Source organism: Rhodococcus erythropolis NBRC 15567, from assembly GCF_001552595.1.
GTDB lineage: Bacteria > Actinomycetota > Actinomycetes > Mycobacteriales > Mycobacteriaceae > Rhodococcus_F > Rhodococcus_F erythropolis.
Genome location: NZ_BCRM01000016.1, coordinates 72,123 through 92,183, shown reverse-complemented (window position 1 = coordinate 92,183; position 20,061 = coordinate 72,123). Strand labels below are relative to the sequence as shown.

General features: G+C 63.6%; 20 protein-coding genes. 10 read left to right on the top strand and 10 right to left on the bottom strand.

Going from position 1 to position 20,061, the window contains the following annotated elements:
* Positions 1-15: 15 nt before the first annotated feature.
* From RE4_RS19550 to RE4_RS19515, 8 genes are read right to left on the bottom strand one after another with little or no spacing between them, the layout of a single operon-like run.
* Positions 16-870, bottom strand: coding sequence for a DegV family protein (locus RE4_RS19550; RefSeq protein WP_019749051.1), 855 nt, complete (start codon positions 868-870; stop codon positions 16-18).
* Between the two features lie 4 nt (positions 871-874).
* Positions 875-1,657, bottom strand: coding sequence for a diglucosylglycerate octanoyltransferase (octT, locus tag RE4_RS19545; RefSeq protein WP_019749052.1), 783 nt, complete (start codon positions 1,655-1,657; stop codon positions 875-877).
* Positions 1,644-2,318 (bottom strand): histidine phosphatase family protein, encoded by a 675-nt coding sequence (locus tag RE4_RS19540; RefSeq protein WP_019749053.1) that lies wholly within the window; start codon positions 2,316-2,318, stop codon positions 1,644-1,646. Before RE4_RS19540 ends, octT begins: the two co-directional genes overlap by 14 nt.
* Entirely contained in the window at positions 2,315-2,761 is a 447-nt protein-coding gene (gene rsfS / locus RE4_RS19535; RefSeq protein WP_003944502.1) for a ribosome silencing factor, read from the bottom strand. The genes RE4_RS19540 and rsfS overlap by 4 nt, the downstream gene beginning before the upstream one ends.
* Positions 2,762-2,807: 46 nt before the next feature.
* Positions 2,808-3,524, bottom strand: coding sequence for a nicotinate-nucleotide adenylyltransferase (gene nadD / locus RE4_RS19530; RefSeq protein ID WP_003944462.1), 717 nt, complete (start codon positions 3,522-3,524; stop codon positions 2,808-2,810).
* An 18-nt stretch (positions 3,525-3,542) separates the two neighbouring features.
* Positions 3,543-5,006, bottom strand: coding sequence for a vWA domain-containing protein (locus RE4_RS19525; RefSeq protein ID WP_020908216.1), 1,464 nt, complete (start codon positions 5,004-5,006; stop codon positions 3,543-3,545).
* A gap of 8 nt (positions 5,007-5,014) precedes the next feature.
* Complete coding sequence (locus RE4_RS19520) at positions 5,015-5,926, bottom strand: AAA family ATPase (protein ID WP_019749056.1); 912 nt, start codon at positions 5,924-5,926, stop codon at positions 5,015-5,017.
* A 41-nt stretch (positions 5,927-5,967) separates the two neighbouring features.
* The gene (locus RE4_RS19515; protein WP_060939171.1) at positions 5,968-7,254 is read right to left on the bottom strand and encodes a glutamate-5-semialdehyde dehydrogenase; all 1,287 of its coding nucleotides are present in this window, start codon (positions 7,252-7,254) and stop codon (positions 5,968-5,970) included.
* Positions 7,255-7,449: 195 nt separating this feature from the next.
* Between RE4_RS19515 and RE4_RS19510 the strand changes: the two genes are divergently transcribed.
* From RE4_RS19510 to RE4_RS19470, 9 genes are all read left to right on the top strand, one after another.
* A complete protein-coding gene (locus tag RE4_RS19510) occupies positions 7,450-8,553 on the top strand; it encodes an NADH:flavin oxidoreductase/NADH oxidase (RefSeq protein WP_020908218.1) in 1,104 nt (367 codons plus the stop codon).
* Positions 8,554-8,796: 243 nt separating this feature from the next.
* Positions 8,797-10,239 carry an MFS transporter gene (locus RE4_RS19505; protein ID WP_060939170.1) on the top strand — a complete coding sequence of 481 codons (1,443 nt, stop codon included), beginning with the start codon at positions 8,797-8,799 and terminating at the stop codon, positions 10,237-10,239.
* Positions 10,236-11,102 (top strand): ribokinase, encoded by an 867-nt coding sequence (locus tag RE4_RS19500; protein WP_060939169.1) that lies wholly within the window; start codon positions 10,236-10,238, stop codon positions 11,100-11,102. The genes RE4_RS19505 and RE4_RS19500 overlap by 4 nt, the downstream gene beginning before the upstream one ends.
* A gap of 69 nt (positions 11,103-11,171) precedes the next feature.
* Positions 11,172-11,993, top strand: coding sequence for a MerR family transcriptional regulator (locus RE4_RS19495; RefSeq protein ID WP_021333411.1), 822 nt, complete (start codon positions 11,172-11,174; stop codon positions 11,991-11,993).
* A gap of 39 nt (positions 11,994-12,032) precedes the next feature.
* On the top strand, positions 12,033-14,132 hold the full coding sequence (locus tag RE4_RS19490; RefSeq protein WP_060939168.1) for a RecQ family ATP-dependent DNA helicase: 2,100 nt from the start codon (positions 12,033-12,035) through the stop codon (positions 14,130-14,132).
* A gap of 160 nt (positions 14,133-14,292) precedes the next feature.
* Positions 14,293-14,808: a diaminobutyrate acetyltransferase gene (gene ectA / locus RE4_RS19485; RefSeq protein ID WP_019749063.1), complete on the top strand. Its 516-nt coding sequence runs from the start codon at positions 14,293-14,295 to the stop codon at positions 14,806-14,808.
* Between the two features lie 48 nt (positions 14,809-14,856).
* The gene (ectB, locus tag RE4_RS19480) at positions 14,857-16,119 is read left to right on the top strand and encodes a diaminobutyrate--2-oxoglutarate transaminase (protein WP_020969986.1); all 1,263 of its coding nucleotides are present in this window, start codon (positions 14,857-14,859) and stop codon (positions 16,117-16,119) included.
* A 15-nt stretch (positions 16,120-16,134) separates the two neighbouring features.
* Positions 16,135-16,533 (top strand): ectoine synthase, encoded by a 399-nt coding sequence (locus RE4_RS19475; protein WP_003944463.1) that lies wholly within the window; start codon positions 16,135-16,137, stop codon positions 16,531-16,533.
* A 9-nt stretch (positions 16,534-16,542) separates the two neighbouring features.
* Positions 16,543-17,475 (top strand): D-isomer specific 2-hydroxyacid dehydrogenase family protein, encoded by a 933-nt coding sequence (locus RE4_RS19470; RefSeq protein ID WP_060939167.1) that lies wholly within the window; start codon positions 16,543-16,545, stop codon positions 17,473-17,475.
* Between the two features lie 44 nt (positions 17,476-17,519).
* Here RE4_RS19470 and RE4_RS19465 read toward each other — a convergent pair whose 3' ends face one another.
* Entirely contained in the window at positions 17,520-18,041 is a 522-nt protein-coding gene (locus RE4_RS19465; protein WP_081098401.1) for a VOC family protein, read from the bottom strand.
* Between the two features lie 50 nt (positions 18,042-18,091).
* Here RE4_RS19465 and RE4_RS19460 point away from each other — a divergent pair, with 50 nt between their 5' ends.
* Positions 18,092-18,949: an NAD-dependent protein deacetylase gene (locus tag RE4_RS19460; RefSeq protein ID WP_060939165.1), complete on the top strand. Its 858-nt coding sequence runs from the start codon at positions 18,092-18,094 to the stop codon at positions 18,947-18,949.
* Here the strand turns inward: RE4_RS19460 and proB are convergent.
* Complete coding sequence (gene proB / locus RE4_RS19455; protein ID WP_060939164.1) at positions 18,922-20,025, bottom strand: glutamate 5-kinase; 1,104 nt, start codon at positions 20,023-20,025, stop codon at positions 18,922-18,924. The genes RE4_RS19460 and proB overlap by 28 nt on opposite strands.
* Positions 20,026-20,061: the final 36 nt, after the last annotated feature.

Genomic DNA, 20,061 nt, shown 5'->3' with positions numbered 1-20,061 from the left:
ATTGTGGAGAAACGATCAGGTGTTCGCGTCCACCGCGCTGTCGATCTCCGGCAGCGGACACACGACAACACCGATCGCGCCGACACCGACGTGCGCTCCGATAACCGCGCTGAAGTCGGTGACCACGGATTCCGCCACATCGGGAATGCGCTCGGCCAACTGTTCCGCTATCGCGTCGGCACGCTCTCGCGCTCGCATGTGATGCACGGCTATCGCCACGCGGCCGAGACCGGCGCGCTCGACTGCCGAATCCACCAAGCGTGCAAGCGCTTTGGTGGTCGTACGTGTTTTTTCACCGAGCACGAGCTTGCCGTCCACCAGATGCAGGATCGGCTTCATCGCCAATGCAGTACCCAACAACGCGGCTGCGGTTCCGATTCGTCCGCCCCGACGCAATTGATCAAGTTTGTCGACGACGATGTAGCAGCGCCCACGACTCGCGACGTCGACCGCCCGGCCGTACGCCTCTTCGAGTGACGCGCCCTTCTCGGCCAAGCGCGCAGCTTCGAGAGCGGGATAGCCCAAACCCATTCCGGCCGACTGCGAATCGACGATCCGGACGGCTCCTCCGAACTCCTGGGCTGCGACTCGTCCGGCTTCCCACGTTCCCGAGAGTTGCCGTGAAATGTGCACGGCGAGAACGCCGTCACCGTCGCTCATGTCCAGGGCGCGTGCATACGCTTCGGACAACTCGGCGGGCGACGCTCCGGCCGTTGTCACTCCTGACAGGTCGCTCGGCATTGCGTCGACACCCTCACGCAAGTCGCAGCCGTCACGGAGCACATGGAGCGGAACCACCTGAATCCCACATGCGTCGGCCGACTCCTGCGGGATGCAGGCGGAGGAATCCGTGACGACGACGACCGGCATTCTGCTACCCGACTTCGCTCGGCGGTGATACCAGTTGCGGCGAAACCACTTTCTTCGACTCCACCCCGCGAATCGCAGCGATCATCGCGCGGGCTACACCGACATGACCGTCCCAACCCCAGTGAATACCGTCGGGGTTGCCGTTCTCGGAAAAGACGTTGTCACGCACTGCATCCGCGAGATCGACTACGGGAACGTCTTTCTCCGTAGCCCACTCGGTGATCGCGGACACCGCGGCAGGTCGTCCGGCGTGCACGCTCGCGTAGGCATCGCTGCGGTGCACCGACGGCAGGGTCGCGATCATCGGCAGTTCCGGCCGCATGTACTCCAACGCATTTCGCGAGCTTTCCAAATACTCGACGCTCAGCTTGGGCGGAAGTGCGACCGGGCGGCCCAGAGGTGCAAGCCGCGGCTGCAGCCACTGATAACCCTCGCGCACCACGCGTCGAAGCGCCGGAGGACGAACGTAGCGGATGGTCTCGCGGAGCGCGGTAGGCAATGGGGACGGTAGCGAGTCCATACCGCCGACCGCGAACACGACGGCGCCGGCCCGCGGCACCGCCGCCCACACACGAGGATCCTGAGTCAGTGCCCACCACGCGTCGCGGCACGTCCAGCCGATACGGGCGACCAACTCGACGTCCCAGCCGAGTTCGTCGGCCACGATGTTGGGCCAGATGCGTGGATGATCTGCCGCGAGGCCGCCCTTGGGGCCGAAATACGACAGCGAATCCGCGAGCACGAGGAGGACGGGGCGCTGCCCGTCGGCACTTTCAGAGGACGTCATTTGCGACACTCGCAGAAGCATTCCATACGTCGAGTCGCCACTCGATCGACTTGACGTCGCCGTGTCCGCTGAGTTGCACCCAACTGGTGTTTCCCAATCCGCCGAGGACGGCCCAGCGATCGACGGGTAGGTCGAGCAATGCCGCTGTCAGTGCCGCGATCAAGCCTCCGTGCGCCACCAGAACTACGGGCCGCTCGGCCCAGTCCGGGTGCGTGTCGAGCAATTCGTGAACTACGGGGAGGCTACGATTCGCGACGTCGATTCGGCTTTCGCCGCCGGGCGGCGCCAACGTGGCATCCGCTCGCCAGGCAGATCGCACACCGGGAGTGCGCTCGTCGACGTCATGATGAGTCAGGCCTTGCCATTCACCCAGGTGTGTCTCACGCAGACGCGTGTCGGTGAGGACCGGAAGTCCGGCGGCGTCACCGACAGCGACTGCCGTGAAATACGCGCGCCGCAGATCCGAGGACACGATCGTCAACGGTCTGCGATCGGCGATCACCGGACCTGCACTCTTGGCCTGCGTGCGTCCCAACTCCGACAGGTCGGTGTCGAGTTGCCCCTGCATCCGAGAGTCGGCGTTGTATTCGGTCTGTCCGTGACGCAGCAGGATGAGCCGGCGGACAGGGTTCGACGCCGCACTGGGCGCCGACGAAGTCACAGCGAGGGATCCTGCGCGTCCGGCTCGGAAACCGTGTCGGTCTCGAACACCGTGTTGGCATCGGCGGGGCCGGGACGGTTCTGTCCGAGGCCTTCGACCTCGACCGTCGGGCAGTCCTTCCACAGACGATCGAGAGCGTAGAAGTTGCGCTCCTCGTCATGCTGGACGTGGACGACGATGTCGGCGTAGTCGAGCAGTGCCCAGCGGCCCTCGCGGGTGCCTTCACGGCGGACCGGCTTGTGTCCCGCTTCGCGGAGGCGGTCTTCGATGTTCTCGACAATCGAGTTGACCTGACGCTCGTTGGTCGCAGATGCGATCACGAAGCAGTCCGTGATGACCAACTGTTCGGACACATCGAGCACCACCACTTCGGTGGCCAGCTTCTCGTCGGCTGCCAAGGCCGCGATGCGTGCCATGTCGATGGCTTCGGTGTTTGCACTCACTCGATGTTCTCCAGTTTCGTCTTCAGAAAGTACTTGTTGTTCTCGGCTAGCTCGATTCGGCGCCCGGGACGGCTTCCGACTTCCCCGGTGCGGGCTCCGACATCGTTGTAGCTCCGTCGCGGCGCTCCGCGTCGACAGGTCGATACAGGTTCCGCTTCGAGATGTACTGCACCACTCCATCCGGCACCAGGTACCAGACAGGGCGGTCTTCACTTGCCCGACGACGACATTCGGTCGACGAAATGGCAAGTGCCGGAATCTCTATCAACGTGACCGCGTCGGCGGGCATGGTGTCGAGGTGACCGGCCAGGTGCTCTGCATTGAGATCGAAACCCGGTCGCGATACCCCGACGAACTTCGCCAATGCGAACAACTCTTCCCAATCTTGCCAGGAAAGGATGCTGGCCAGCGCATCGGCACCGGTGATGAAGAAGAGTTCGGCGTCGGGATGGTAGGCCCGGAGGTCTCGCAGTGTGTCCACGGTGTACGTCACTTTTTCACGGTCGACGTCGACCCGAGAGACGGAAAACCGCGGGTTGGAGGCGGTGGCGATGACCGTCATGAGGTACCGGTCCTCGGCAGGACTGACGCCCTTCCCCTGCTTCTGCCAGGGCCGCCCGGTGGGGACGAAGATCACTTCGTCGAGTCCGAACCGGTCGGCGACCTCACTGGCCGCAACGAGGTGGCCATGGTGAATGGGGTCGAAGGTGCCACCCATCACTCCGAGGCGTCGAGCACGTTCCACCGATAGTCCCTTCTGCACGAGTGTCGAGCTTACGGGTCAGACCGGCAGCAGACGGGACACGACGTCGGCAAGCTGCTGGGCCGAGCGGCACTCGTGCATGCTGATGACCTCGTTGTACACCTTCGCCGCGGAGTCACCCGTTCCCCATTGCCCCTTCGGCTCAGGGTTGAGCCAGTGTGCGTGCTTGGCAACCGCAACCATCTGCGACAGCGACTGGAGGTTGGGATCGCGATAGTTGTTGCGACCGTCGCCGAGTACCAGCAGCGACGTGCGACTGGTGATCGACTGCGCGAACTTCTCCTGGAAGACCCCGAAGGCGTGCCCGTAGTCGGAGTGGCCGTCGTAGGTGATCAGTTCGGCTTCACGCACCATCCGTGACATCGCGGACCCGAGGTCTGCGTTCGAGTCGAAGAACCGCGTGACCTCGTCGGTCGTGTCGATGAACGCGAACACCCTCACTCGTGAGAACTGCTCGCGCAACGCGTTGACGAGGAGCAGGGTGAAATGGCTGAACCCCGCTACCGAACCCGACACGTCACACATCACCACAAGTTCCGGCCGCGCTCGCTTCGGCTTGCGCTGCACCAGATCGATCGGCACTCCGCCCGTCGACATGGACTTGCGCAACGTGCGACGCAGGTCGATCGAACCCGAGCGGGAGCGGCTACGACGCACCGCGAGACGGCTGGCCAACAGACGAGCGAGTGGTGCGACGTTCTTCTTCAGTGTGGTGAGTTCGGCGTCGGAGGCCCGCAGGAAGTCGACTTCCTCGGCGAGTTTCGGAACGCCGTACGTGGCGACGCGTTCCTTACCCAAATTCTCGGCGGTGCGTCGACGCGTTTCCTTCTCGACCATCTTGCGGAAGTCCGCGATGCGCTGCGCTGCCGTGCGCTTGGCGACCTCGGACTGATAGTCGGAATTGTCCTTGCCCTCGGACCCGGCGCCTTCCTGGTTGCCGAGTAGACCTTGCAGGATCTTGTTGAGCAACGTCTCCGGGGCGACGTCACGCAGCGCCTGATAGGCGGAGAACGACGGGCCGTTACTCGACTGGTACTGCCCGAGTTCCTCGACCATCGCGGCGGTCAAGAGTTCGGTCATCTCCATCGCCTCGTCACTGCCGTCTGTCAGCAGTTCGGCGATCAGCTCACGCAATGCCTGCAGGTCGATCGAGCCGTCTGGCTTGCGCGGCAGTGTGACGTCGACGTCGCCGACCGCACGGTCACCGATCGCCTTGGGGAACCACAGGTCGAAGACGGCGTCGAACGTCGCCCGGTGGGTAGGTCGGCGCAGGAGCGAGCATGCCAGCCCTTCACGAAGCGCTTCACGATCGAGCAGGTCGAGAACCGACATGACCTGACCGGCGTCGACGGTCTCGGACGGGCCGACCATGATTCCGCGTCGTCGCAGAGCCTCGACAAAATCGACGAGGTGACCGGGAATCCCGTGCGGCGCTGCCAGGCCGCCGGGTGAGAGCGGCGACGTCGATCCTGCGGGAGCCATGTCAGACCTCAGTTCAGCCGAAGTTCAGCGGCGGCGCGCACCTGATCGGACTGGTGCTTGAGGATGACACCGAGCGTGGCGCGTACGGCGTCGTCGTCGAGCGTGTCCATGCCCAGAGCGAGAAGGGTGCGTCCCCAGTCGATGGTTTCGGACACCGACGGAACCTTCTTGAGCTGCATTCCGCGAAGAACACGAATGGTGTTGACCAGCTGCTCGGCAATCGCTTCAGGAAGCTCCGGCACCCGGCTTGCGAGGATGCGACGCTCGAGGTCGGCGTCCGGGAAATCGAGATGCAGGAAGAGGCAACGACGCTTCAGAGCCTCCGAGAGTTCGCGCGTGGCGTTGGACGTCAGCACCGTGAACGGCTTGCGGGTGGCGGTGATCGTTCCGAGCTCGGGGATCGTGACCGCGAAGTCGCTGAGCACTTCGAGGAGCAGACCTTCGATCTCGACGTCTGCCTTGTCCGTCTCGTCGATCAACAGCACCGTCGGGTCCTCGCGGCGAATGGCCTTGAGCAGTGGACGTGCGAGCAGGAACTCCTCCGAGAAGACATCCGCCTTCGTCGAGTCCCAGCTGTGGTCGACCGCGACATCACCCCTCGCTCCGCTCGCCCCGCCCGACTGAATCCGAAGAATCTGCTTCGCGTGGTTCCACTCGTACAGCGCACGAGCCTCGTCGACGCCCTCGTAGCACTGCAGACGCACCAGTTCTGCGCCCGTGGTCTGGGCGACTGCGCGGGCGAGTTCCGTCTTTCCGACACCGGCCGGTCCCTCGATGAGCAGGGGCTTGCCCAGTCGGTCGGCAAGGAACACTGCCGTTGCAGTGCCCTTGTCGGACAGGTAACCCGTCTCGGCCAAACGCTCGATCACGTCGTCGACGCTCGAGAAGAACGGTGTTGTATCGGGAAGAGCTCGGTCCACGGTTAACTCCTAAAAAGGGTGGGGCAAGTCTGGTGAACTTTTCAGGCGGGTCGGGTGTGCCCGTCGCCCCAGACGATCCACTTGGTGGACGTCAGTTCCGGTAGCCCCATAGGGCCACGCGCATGCAGTTTCTGGGTGGAGATGCCGATCTCGGCGCCGAATCCGAACTGCTCACCGTCGGTGAAGGCAGTCGACGCATTGACCATCACTGCCGCGGCGTCGACGCGAGCGGTGAACTCACGGGCAGCCGAGAGATCGGAAGTCACGATGGCTTCGGTGTGGCCGGTCCCGTACTGGTCGATGTGCTCGACGGCAGCGTCCAGGTTCTCGACGACCTTGAGGGCGACGTCGAGGGTGAGGTACTCCTTCGACCAGTCGTCCTCGGTCGCGGGAACCAGTCCCGGCAGATCACCGTGCACGACGACGTCGTGCATCTGGAGCGCTTGGAGCAGCTTCGGCACGGCCGTCTCGGCGATGGCGGCGTCGACCAGGACGGTTTCGGCTGTATTGCAGACACTGGGCCGACGGGTTTTGGAGTTGAGAAGAATCTTCTCGGCCATCAGTAGATCGGCGGCCGAGTGAACATAGACGTGGCAGTTACCGACACCGGTCTCGATGGTGGGCACGGTGGCATCACGCACGACGGCGCTGATCAGGCCGGCGCCACCGCGCGGGATGACGACGTCGACGAGGCCACGGGCCTGAATCAAATGAGTGACCGTGGAGCGATCCGCACTTGGCAGAAGTTGAACGGAATCCTCGGGCAGTCCCTGATCAACCAACGACGCACGCAGAGCCGCCACCAACGCTTCGTTGGACTTGACCGCCGAGGACGAACCACGAAACAGCGCAGCATTTCCCGATTTGAGGGTGAGCCCGAAGGCATCGACGGTCACGTTGGGACGAGCCTCGTACACCATGCCGACGACACCGAGCGGAACGCGCTGCTGCCGTAGTTCCAAACCGTTCGGCAGAGTGGAGCCGCGAAGAACTTCGCCGATCGGATCGGGTAGTCCGGCAACCTGGCGCAGACCTGACGCGATGCCCTCGATGCGGTCAGCGGTCAGACGAAGACGGTCGAGCAGCGATTCCTCGGTGCCACCCGCCTTCGCGGTGTCGATATCGAGAGCGTTGGCCGCGAGAATCCGATCACTTGCCGCGAGAACTGCGTCGGCTGCGGCGTGGAGAGCAGCATCCTTCTGCGCCGTGGTCAGCAGAGCCAGGACGCGCGAAGCCTTACGGGCTCGGCGTGCGGCGTCGTGCACGACGGACTTGGTGTCGGACGCATTCGAGTCGACGGTTTCTGCGTTGGAAGTCACAGCGGTCATGAATACACATTAACCACCCACCTCCGCGGCCTGCTCGGCGGAACGAGGCTGTGACCACCCGGGAACATTCCGACGGACCGCCTGCGAACATTCCGACGGACCGCCGGGCAACATTTCGGCGGACCGCCGGGGAACAATTCCGACGCGCGGCGCTGTTGCACCCACCGACCTTCTTCTTCGAGTCAGGAGCCATCCGTGAGTGTGTTGTTCGAGCCTTTGACCCTGCGTGGCGTCACCATCCCGAACCGCGTCTGGATGGCACCGATGTGCCAGTACTCGGCCGACGTCATCGGCGACCAGGTCGGAGTGCCCAACGAATGGCATCGCACGCATCTGGTGAGCCGTGCAATCGGCGGCACCGGTCTGATTCTCACCGAGGCGACGGCCGTCAGTCCCGAAGGCCGCATATCGGCAGCTGATCTGGGGATCTGGAACGACACGCAGGCGCAAGCCTTCGCCGAGATCAACGCGCAACTCGCGTACTTCGGCGCAGTGCCCGGAATTCAGCTGGCCCACGCCGGACGCAAAGCGTCGACGCAGGTTCCGTGGCGCGGCGGCAAGAGTCTGCCCGCCGACGACCGACTCTCGTGGCAGACGGTTGCCCCGAGCGCGGTTCCGTTCGGTCACCTTGCCGATCCGGTCGAGCTCACCACGGAGGGCATCGAGAAGGTCGTCGCGGACTTCGCAGCGGCGGCTACCCGCGCATTGAAGGCCGAATTCAAGGTCGTGGAAATTCACGCGGCCCACGGATACCTGATCCATCAGTTCCTCTCCCCCGAGAGCAACAAGCGAACGGACCGCTACGGAGGCAGCTTCGAGAACCGCATTCGATTGCTCCTCGAAATCCTGACAGCAGTCCGCGAGGTGTGGCCGGCCGAGCTACCGCTCTTCGTCCGGGTCTCGGCGACCGATTGGCTGACGGAAGAGCGTGGGCTCGAGGTCGACAGCTGGACCGCGGATCAGACCGTTGCCCTGGCCAACATCCTCTCCGATTACGGGGTCGATCTCGTCGACGTCTCCACTGGCGGCAATTCACCGGCGGCACAGATTCCGGTGGAACCGGGATACCAGGTTCCGTTCGCCCGTCGCCTGCAGAACGAGAGCCTGCTACCGGCCGCCGCCGTCGGCCTCATCACCGAACCCGAACAGGCCGAGAAGATCGTCGAAGACGGAAGCGCAGTGGCGGTGCTCCTCGGCCGCGAACTGTTGCGTGATCCGTACTGGGCGCGCCGGGCGGCGCGGGAACTGAACGCCGAGGTTGGACCACATATCCCGTCGCAGTACGCCCGCGCCTTCTAGCCCGAAAATCGGCTCCCGCGCCCAACTTTGATAGCGTAAGCGTCTTACTTGCCGGTAGTCCGGAGCCCTGTGGGCTCCGGACACTGCCGCGGGCCAGAGCCGTGCGACGGGGGTCGCAACGAGCCACAGGGCACGCGGACGCTCGATTTCCCGACCGGCTCATCGGCGAGTGGGCAACGAAAAGATGCGTGCATCAGGTACGTGCCCCGCTCGGTTCGATGATTGCGCTGGGGAGCGCATGTCATGACTACACCAGAGAACTCGATCAGCGCTCTCGAAGTGGCCGAATCACCCGATGTCTGCGTCACCGACAATGCGTCCGTCAAGCGCGCTGTCAAGGCGACGATGCTCGGAAATGCCATGGAGTGGTTCGATTTCGGCGTTTACGCATATCTAGCTACCACTATCGGAAAAGTGTTCTTCCCGGAGGCGAGCGGCAGCGCTCAACTCCTGTCTACGTTTGCAATTTTTGCGGCTGCCTTCATCGTCCGCCCTCTCGGCGGATTGTTCTTCGGCCCACTCGGTGACCGCATCGGACGCAAGAAGGTCCTGGCCACCACCATCATTCTGATGGCGGGCAGCACCTTCGCCATCGGCCTCATCCCGAGCTACGAGTCCATCGGTATCGCCGCCCCGATCCTGCTGGTACTCCTACGCCTGTTGCAGGGCTTTTCCACGGGCGGCGAATACGGCGGGGCCAGTACGTTCGTTGCCGAATACGCGCCGGACAAGCGGCGCGGTTTCTTCGCCAGCTTCCTCGAATTCGGGACTCTGGCAGGATATGTGGCGGCAGCGGGCATCGTGACGATCATCCAGACCGTCGTCAGCGCCGAGGACCTCCTCCAGTGGGGCTGGCGCATCCCCTTCCTCATTGCCGGACCGCTGGGTCTCATCGGCCTGTACCTCCGTCTACGTTTGGAGGAAACTCCCGCATTCCAGATGATGGAGCAGGCCGAAGAGCGTTCCCTCGCAGACGAATCCACAGGCAAGAAACTACGCGAAACTCTCGTCGACAACTGGCGTCCGCTTGTTCTGTGCATCGTCCTGGTGGCCACATACAACATCGCTCACTACGGGCTGCTCAGCTACATGCCGACCTATCTGACCAACACGTTGGGTTACGACGAATCCCACGGACTCGTTCTGATGATCATCGTCATGATCGTGATGATGATGGGAATCAGCTACGTCGGAAAGTTCTCGGACCGCGTCGGGCGTAAACCCTTGCTGCTCAGCGGTTTCATCGGATTCTTCGTCCTGTCCCTGCCTGCCTACCTGTTGATCGGCATCGGCAACTACGTGACGGTCTTCCTGGGACTCGCAATTCTCGGCGGCTTGCTCCTGCTGTTCGTCGGGGTGTTCCCGTCCGTGCTTCCCGCACTCTTTCCGACCGGAATCAGATACGGCGGCTTGGCAATCGGATACAACCTCGCGGTCTCCATCTTCGGCGGGACCACTCCCCTGGTGCTCACCGCCCTCGAAAGTGCAACGGGCAGCAACTTGGTCGCACCGATGTACATGATGATCGCCGCCGTGATCGGCGGTATCGCAGTCCTGATGATCCCCGAGACCGCACGCAAGCCACTCGACGGCTCTCCGCCCTCCGTCGCCACCGACGAGGAAGCACGTCGGATCATCCGCAAGGTTCGCCGCAAGAGAATGAAGGCCGATAACCTCGAGGTATGAGCACGCCTCGAATCGTCGTCGTCGGCAGTATCAACATGGATCTGACCACGTCAGTGTCCAGATTCCCCGCTCCGGGAGAAACGCTGCTCGGCACTGCCTTTGCCACCGCGGCGGGAGGCAAAGGCAGCAACCAGGCCATCGCCGCCGCGAAAGCCGGTGGGGACGTGTCGTTCGTCGGCGCGGTCGGCGACGACGGTTTCGGCACCCAATTGCGCGAGACCCTACAAGACGCCGGGGTCGACACCGCACTGCTACGTAGTGTCGACGGCCCGAGTGGCGTCGCGGCCATCACCGTGAGCGAAGACGCGGAGAACAACATCATCGTCGTCCCGGGCGCCAATTCCTCGATCACCTCGTTGACCGAAGCAGACCTCGACGCGATCGCACACGCCGACATCCTCCTGTGCCAACTCGAAATCCCGGTCGAGACAGTTACAGCAGCAGCCGAGCACGCACATGCTAACGGGACGACGGTCATCCTCAATCCGTCTCCTGTGCAAGAACTTCCGGATCCACTGATCGATGCAGTCGACATCTTGATCGTCAACCAGACCGAGTCGGAGCAGTTGGCCGCGGTCACCGGTCGCGTCCGATACCTCGTCACGACGCTCGGGGCCGGCGGCGCGGATCTCCGGTCGGGCGAGGAGACAATCCACGCCGACTCCCCGGCCGTGACACCCGTGGATACAACTGGCGCAGGCGATGCTTTCACCGGCGCCTTCGCCGTGGAGTGGGTACAGGGCCAGGACCGCGCCCTGCAGTTCGCTGCCACGGCGGGAAGTCTGGCGACGACGGTCCGCGGCGCTTCGGTGTCGTCACCCACTCGCGCTGCGATCGAGAAAGTGCTGAAGCGTCAGGCTTGACTCTGACACCGTGTGAGGTCGTAAACCTGTAGGTGTCGGGTTCGTGAGGGAGAAACGGGGCAAGTAACCATGTTGAGCATCGGAGACTTCGCGAGAGCAGGTCGCGTGTCCGTGCGCATGCTCCGCCACTACGACGCCATCGGCCTGCTCGCGCCCGCGAGGGTCGACGCATCCACCGGGTACCGCTCGTACACCGCGGGCCAGTTGGCGCTGCTCAACCGCATCGTCGCACTCAAGGAGTTGGGCCTGACCCTGGCCCAGGTCCAGCAGGTGGTGGAGTCGGCAGTCACCGTCGACGAAATCCGCGGGATGCTCACGCTTCGCCGAGCAGAACTCGAGACCCGAATCCAGGAAGACACCGCGCGACTGGCGCATGTACAGGCGCGCCTACGCATCATCGAAAGTGAGGGACAGATGTCCGCATACGAGGTTGTGATCAAGTCCGTTCCGGCGCTGCGGGTCGCGGAGTTGACCGGTACCGCCAAGACGATGGATCCGTCGTCGATCGGTCCGGTGGTTCGCGGGCTGTACGAGCGCCTGTGCACCGGTTTGGATCGTGCCGGTATCGCCGCGATCGGACCTGCGCTCGCGTACTACGAGGATGCCGGCGACGACGAGAACGTCGTCGTGCATGCCGCGCTACCGGTCGATGCGGATCCCGAGGGCGACTACGAGTTCGCGGTCGTCGAACTGCAGGCCGAAGCTCAGGTGGCCTCGCTGCTGCACAAGGGGTCGATGGACAACTGCCTGCCCGCCTATCAAGCCTTGGCTCAGTGGATCGACGCAGCGGGATACCGCAATGCCGGCCCCAGCCGGGAGGTCACGCTGGCGTGCCCGGAGGACGTCGACGGCTGGGTCACCGAGCTGCAGGAACCTGTTGCCAAGGCCTGAAGCCCGCACGTGTCGGCAGGGTCGTGCACCATGGGGTCCATGACCACCACCACTGCCCCAGCCATGCGCGACGAAGCCGAGCGACTGCTCCGTGAACTCGCGGGGCCGGATGCCCGCCTACGCGAGGACCAGTGGACGGCCATCGAGGCGCTGGTGGTGCAACGCAAGCGTGCCCTCGTCGTCCAGCGGACCGGCTGGGGCAAGTCGGCGGTCTACTTCATCTCGGCGAAGCTGCTCCGGGCAACAGGTCACGGCCCCACGGTCATCGTCTCTCCGTTGTTGGCCCTGATGCGAAACCAGGTCAGTTCTGCCGAGCGTGCCGGGGTGCGAGCCGCGACCATCAACTCGGGCAATGTCACGGAGTGGGACGACATCCACGCCCGCGTTGCAGCCAACGATCTCGACGTACTGCTGGTCAGCCCCGAGCGCCTGAACAACCCCGACTTCCGCGATCAGGTCCTCCCGTCCCTGGCAGCTGATGCCGGCTTGGTAGTGGTCGACGAGGCTCATTGCGTTTCCGACTGGGGACACGACTTCCGTCCCGACTATCGGCGTATCAGGACTTTGATCGCCGAACTCGGCGAGGGCATTCCCGTCCTCGCGACCACGGCTACGGCCAACAACCGCGTCGTCGAGGACGTGTCCGCCCAACTCGGCGTCGGCGGCGAGGAAACGCTCGTACTTCGTGGCGGGCTCGAGCGCGAGTCACTTCACCTTTCCGTGGTTCACATTCCCGAGGCGACGGCGCGCGCTGCCTGGCTCGCCGACATGCTCGAGACGCTGCCGGGATCGGGCATCATCTACACGCTGACGGTTTCGGCCGCTCGCGACCTCGCAAGCCTGCTCTCCGAGCGCGGTCATACCGTCGCCGCCTACACGGGCCAGACCGATCCCACCGAACGTGAATCCCTCGAGCAGGACCTGTTGGGCAATCGCGTCAAGGCTCTGGTGGCCACCTCGGCCCTCGGGATGGGCTTCGACAAGCCTGATCTCGGGTTCGTCGTCCACCTCGGCGCACCGTCGTCACCTATCTCGTACTACCAGCAGGTGGGCCGCGCCGGGCGTTCCACCGACAGGGCAGACGTGATCCTGCTGCCGGGCGCCGAGGACAAGCAGATCTGGAGCTACTTCGCCTCGGTCGCCTTCCCCCGCGAGCATCTGGTCCGCAGCGTCATCGAGCACCTCGACACCGAAAAGGCCACGTCGACACCGGCACTCGAACCGCTGGTGGAGCTCAATCGCACCCGTCTCGAAATGGTCCTCAAAGTTCTCGACGTCGACGGCGCGGTCAAACGAGTCAAGGGCGGTTGGATCAGCACCGGAGAACCTTGGGTGTACGACGCCGAGCGTTACGGTCGACTCGACGACGCTCGCCAGGCCGAGCAGGCTGCAATGGTCGAGTACCAGAGCATCACCACGTGCCGAATGACCTTCCTGCGTGAACAACTCGACGATCCTGGTCTGACATCGGAGAACTCACAGTGTGGACGCTGTGACAACTGCACCGGCAATCGCTACGACACCACTGTCGACACCACCGCCCTCGACGAGACTCGGGCGCGCTTGCAGCGCCCCGGATTCGACCTGGAGCCGCGCAAGATGTGGCCGACCGGCCTGAGCAAGCTGGGCGTCAAGCTGTCCGGGAAGATCACCGAGGGACCGGAAACCGGGCGCATTCTCGGACGGATGTCGGACCTGGGCTGGGGCCAACGTCTCCGCGCGCTTTTCGACGGTCCCGACGCCGAGGTACCCGATGCGGTGGTCAGCGCGTGTATCAGCGTTCTGGCCGCCTGGAATTGGGCCGAGCGCCCCACCGGTGTGATGGCCCTCGAATCCACGACGCATCCGTTGCTGGTGTCGAGCCTGGCTGCCAAGCTGGCCGAGGTCGGGCGATTGACCGACCTGGGCACCCTTCGCTTGCGACCCGACCACCCTCCGGTGTCGGCAGCGAACTCCGCCTATCGCGTGTCCGGACTGGTCGATGTTTGGGAAGTTCCGGACATGAGTATCCATCAGGGACCGATACTTCTTGTCGACGCAATCGCCGACACCGGTTGGACTTTCACGATGGCCGCACGCGCACTTCGGCAGGCAGGTGCGCATTCGGTCCTCCCATTGGCGCTCGCGAGCCCCAAATAGCGAGTTTTGGCCCGAAATAGTCGCTCGGACAACACCAAAAGTTACATAATGTGAGCACGATCACATTCATGTCCTCACCTGGGGCGCAACGGGTTCCGCACGGCCCGAAACGGACATCTGCATGACTTCGACAGCAATGATTGTTACGTTCAGATGACCGATGAAGCCTGTTGATACGAGAGCTATCCCGACCACCGCGCCGGACGCGGTGTTGTTCAGAAGCCCACAGATCGATGACGGAGTCCGGCTCTGGGAGATCGCACGTGATTCGAAGGTGCTCGACCTCAATTCGAGTTATGCATACCTGTTGTGGTGCAGGGATTTCAGCGCGACGTCCATCGTCGCAGAGGTAGACGGCCGCGTAGTCGGATTCGTTTCCGGTTATACCCGTCCCAGCGCGCAGGAAACCCTGTTCGTGTGGCAAGTCGCGGTCGACGAGGACCAGCGCGGCAAGGCAATTGCTGCCCGCATGCTGTCCGACTTGATGGATCGCACTGCCCCACTGGGTGTTACACATCTGGAGACGACGATCAGCCCCGACAACGAGGCTTCGATCGCACTCTTCACTGCGCTCGCACGTCGACGCGAAGTACCGATAACCAGGCAGAACTTGTTCTCGCCCAAAGATTTTCCCGATGGACACGAAGCCGAAGATCTTTACACGATCGGCGCCTAGCGCACTTCGCGCTCGGCATACAGCATGCCCCGGAGGAACAAAGAAGATATGAATATCAACGAAGCAAGCATTTTCGAAACCCTCGAGTCCGAGGTCCGCAGCTACTGCCGTGACTGGCCTGCAGTGTTCACCAGCGCATCCGGATCCTGGATTCGTGACGAAAACGGACGCGAATATCTCGATTTCTTCGCCGGTGCCGGCGCCCTCAACTACGGCCACAACAACCCGGTGCTCAAATCGGCGCTGGTCGACTACATCATGAGCGACGGCATCACGCACGGCCTCGACATGTCGACAGTCGCCAAGCGCGAGTTCCTCGAGACCTTTCAGCGCAACATCCTCGAGCCGCGCGGCCTGGACTACAAGGTCCAGTTCCCCGGCCCGACCGGATCGAACACCGTCGAGGCTGCACTGAAGCTGGCCCGCAAGGTGACCGGACGTTCGGCAGTCATCAACTTCACCAACGCATTTCACGGAATGACACTTGGTGCACTCTCCGTGACCGGCAACTCGATGAAGCGCGCGGGCGCCGGTGTTCCGCTCGTGCACACGACACCGATGCCCTTCGACAACTACTTCGACGGCGTCACCGAGGACTTCCAGTGGTTCTCCCGCGTTCTCGATGATTCCGGTAGCGGCATCAACCGTCCCGCGGCAGTGATCGTCGAGACCGTTCAGGGTGAAGGCGGCGTCAATGTCGCTCGCCCCGAATGGCTTCGGGCGCTGGCAACACTGTGCTCGGATCGTGGCATCCTGCTGATCGTCGACGACGTCCAGATGGGCTGCGGCCGCACCGGGCCGTTCTTCTCCTTCGAAGAGGCCGGAATCGTTCCCGACATCGTCACGCTGTCCAAGTCGATCAGCGGTTACGGAATGCCGATGGCGCTCACGCTGTTCAAGCGTGAACTCGACGTCTGGGGACCGGGCGAACACAACGGCACCTTCCGTGGCAACAACCCGGCGTTCGTCACCTCCAAGGTTGCACTCGACCACTACTGGTCCGACGACGCACTGACGAAGACAACCTTGAAGAAGGGCGCACGCATCAGCGAATGCTTCGCCAATCTCTCCGATCAGTTCCCCGGCGAGGTCTCGCACCGCGGACGCGGCCTGGTTCAGGGCCTCGTTTTCGATCAACCCGAGCGCGCCGGCAAGGTCTGCCAGCTGGCATTCGACGAGGGATTGCTCGCGGAGACCTCCGGACCCTCCGACCAGGTTGTGAAACTGCTTCCGGCACTGACGATTACCGATGACGAGCTCGAGCACGGCCTCTCCATTCTGGCCGAGGCGACACTCAAGGTCTGCAGCTAGAGGAAGGACTCTCCCATGATCGTTCGCACCACCACCGAGATCACCGACACCGACCGCGACATCACGAGCGAGGACGGCAACTGGCGCAGTAAGCGCATCGTCCTCGGCGGCGACCGCGTCGGGTTCTCGTTCCACGAAACCACCATCAAGGCAGGTTCGGTCAACGAGTTCCACTACGCCAACCACGTCGAAGCGGTCTGGCTCGTCGAGGGCACCGGCAAGCTGATCGACCTGGACAACAACAAGGAATACGATCTCGCACCGGGGTCGATGTACCTGCTCAACGGTCACGAGCGTCACCGCGTCGAGCCCGATACGCAGATGCGCATGCTCTGCGTTTTCAATCCGCCGGTCACCGGGCGTGAGGTACACGACGAGAACGGTGTCTACCCACTGGTGGAGGTCCCCGCGTAGCGTCTAGTCATGGCGACTGACACCTCTCCACGCGTAGCGATCGGCCCCGTCCCCGATGCACTGCTCGACAGCGCGGTGCTTCGGGGCGGAGGTCTGATCAGTCCGATCGACACTGCCGACGCCCTGATCTGGGCGGGCTCACCCGAAACTTTTCCGTCGGAGTTACCGGCGTCGGTCAGGTGGGTGCAGCTGCCGTCGGCGGGAATCGAGGATTGGTTCGACTCCGGTGTGATTCCGAAGGACACCGAAATCACGTGGACCTCGGCGGCCGGCGCGTTTTCGGCCTCGGTGGCCGAGCACGCGCTCATGCTGCTGTTGGCCGGAGTTCGTCACCTGCCCGCACACATCGAAGCTCGAACGTGGCGTCAGTTCGAGTTCTTTCCCAAGATCGGCACCCTTCGTGGCTCGACGGTTGCGATCATCGGCGCAGGCGGTATCGGCCGCGCGCTGATTCCGATGCTGGCCGCGCAGGGGGCGGACAGCATCGCAGTCAATCGTTCCGGTAGCCCGGTTCCCGGGGCCATCTCGACGTACCCCGCATCCAGGATGGATGAAATCTATTCTCGCGCAGATCACTTCGTGATCGCTGCGCCCGCCACCCCGGCCACCCGTCACCTCGTTGGCCGCGCGCAGTTGGCGGCGATGCAACCCCATTCCTGGGTGATCAATGTCGCGCGCGGATCACTGGTCGATACCGACGCGCTGGTCGAGGCAATCGAGTCGGAGCAGATCGGCGGCGCCGGTCTCGACGTCACCGACCCCGAACCCCTCCCGGACGGTCACCCGCTGTGGGATCTGACGAATGCGATCATCACACCCCACGATTCCAATCCGCCGGGACTTCGCCCCGCCGCGTTTGCGGATCACGTCTCCAAGAACGTGACCCGCTTCGCGAAGGGCGAGGCACTGGCTGCCCTCGTCGACCCGGTCGCCGGATACTGAGCACGCCGCCGCAGCCTGAATGATCCGGCGAAAGCTGCCGAAAGTTACTGTGGCGAATCCGTATCCGGGAAGAAGAGCGCCCGCGCCCGGCGAGCCACCTCCTCCGCAGGTACGTCCTCGACCTTCGTGCATACGGCCCACCGATGGCCGAATGAGTCGAGAAACACTCCATGCCGGTCACCCGAGAACGTATCGGCGACCGCCGTGACCAGCGTGGCTCCCTCGGCGACGGCCCGAGCGACGAACTCGTCCGTGTCCTCGGTGTAAACGACGATGGACGAATGCACCCAGCCGTCCTGCGGCGACCTGAGACCGAAGTCCGGCATCTCCTGCGAAAGCTGCAGCATCGAATCACCGATCCGAATCTCGGCATGCATGAGAGTGCCGTCAGGTGCATTCATCGCGTCGACGATCTCAGCTCCGAGTGCTCGTTTGTAGTAGTCGAGTGCGGCATGCCCGTCCGGCACCGCAAGGTAGGGAGTGATCGTGCGGTAACCAGCGGGAATTGGGTTCACTGTGTTCATGTCTACGAGTATCGACAGTCGTACACGTGTTCTATTGAACATTTCGGACTTCCTCCGCGCCGCCGTCTCGCACACGCGCCTATCCTGGAACGGTGCCTACCGACAACAGCCGCCTCGACGCCCTTCCCGAGCTCCTGGCCGGCCGTCGCCTGGCAGTTCTGACGGGTGCAGGCATCTCCACCGACTCCGGAATCCCGGACTACCGTGGCCCCGATTCACCCCCGCGCAATCCGATGACGTTCCAGCAGTTCATCGGGGATCCGGCGTTTCGACGTCACTACTGGGCGCGTAACCACATCGGCTGGCGATACATGGACAGCTCGCGGCCCAACCAGGGCCACCGGGCCGTCGCGGCACTCGAGCGAACAGGGCGAGCCGTCGGTGTGATCACCCAGAACGTCGACCTCCTGCACACCAAGGCCGGCGCGCGAAACGTCATCGACCTCCACGGCACCTACGCGCAGGTTCGATGCCTGAGCTGCCAGCGGCTGATCTCCCGCACCACTCTCGCCGAGAGACTGGAGGAAGCCAACCCCGGATTTGCCGAAACTGTGGCTGCTGCAACGGGAGTCGAGATCGCGCCCGATGCGGATGCCGTGATCGAATCCACCGCACACTTTAGCGTCGTGGATTGCGCCGTGTGCGGTGGGCTACTCAAGCCGGACATCGTCTACTTCGGTGAATCCGTCCCCAAGGAACGTGTGGCCCGGGCGTACAGCCTCGTCGACCAAGCCGATGCACTGTTGGTAGCCGGGTCGTCGTTGACGGTGATGTCCGGTCTGCGTTTCGTGCGGCATGCCGCCAAGACCGGGAAGCCGATCGCCATCGTCAATCGCGGAACGACCCGAGGTGACGAATACGCCGACCTCAAGCTCGAAGCCGGTTGTGCTGAAGCACTTTCCGCCCTGGTCGAGTACGACAGCTACAGCGCCACCAAGTCGTCCGCGTGAACCACGGGACGCTGCATGTCGGCCGGTAGATCGGCGGTGGAACGCCCCAGTATCTCCTCGATCTCCGTAGCGTCGAACGCAACGACACCCCGAGCGACGGGCTTCTCCCCCGGTCCCATCAGCGACACGACATCGCCGGCGTGAAAATCGCCGGACACCCCGACGATGCCCGCGGACAGCAGGCTTCGACGCTTGGACACCACCGCGCGAACGGCGCCTTCGTCGAGGTGAAGGTCACCCGATGTGTCAGCGGCGTGACGTACCCAGAATCGGCGAGCCGACAATCGCGTCGGACGGGGCGCAAATGCCGTTCCGACATCGGCACCACTGAGTGCCTGCGCAGCGTCCGATGCTGCCGCGAGCAGCACCGGCACTCCGGAATCAGCGGCCAGGCGTGCTGCTGAGAGCTTTGACGCCATGCCTCCGGTACCGAGAGCGCCACCCGATCCGGCAACCACACCGTCGAGATCCTCCGGACTGTTGACCTCGGGAATCAGTGTGGCATCGCCCTTTCGGGGATCCCCGTCGTACAGGCCGTCCACATCCGACAACAGGATCAACGCGTCGGCGCCGACGAGATGAGCAACCAGAGCAGCCAACCGATCGTTGTCACCGAATCGAAGTTCGGTGGTGGCAACGGTGTCGTTCTCGTTCACGATCGCGACCGCGTGCAATGCCCGTAGACGATCGAGTGTCCGTTGGGCGTTGCGGTGCTGCGTCCGTCGAGCGATGTCGTCCGCCGTGAGTAGAACCTGCCCGACGGTACGCCCGTAACGGGCGAACGACGTACCCCAGGCGTGAGCCAGCGCCAACTGACCGACGCTGGCCGCGGCCTGCTTGGTCGCGAGATCCCGCGGTCGCTTGGTCAGTCCCAGCGGCGCCAGTCCGGCGCCGACGGCACCGGACGAGACGACGACAACATCGGAGCCCGCGCGCATGCGGGCCTCGATGGCATCGGCCAACAGATCAAGTCGGTAAGTGTCGAGTCCCGCCACCAGACTGGTGAGCGCAGACGACCCGATCTTCACGACGATACTGTGAGCCGACGCTATCGACTCCCTGGTGGACCCGAGCACAGTCCCGTTCCCTCTCTTCGGTTTTCGTCCTGAAAT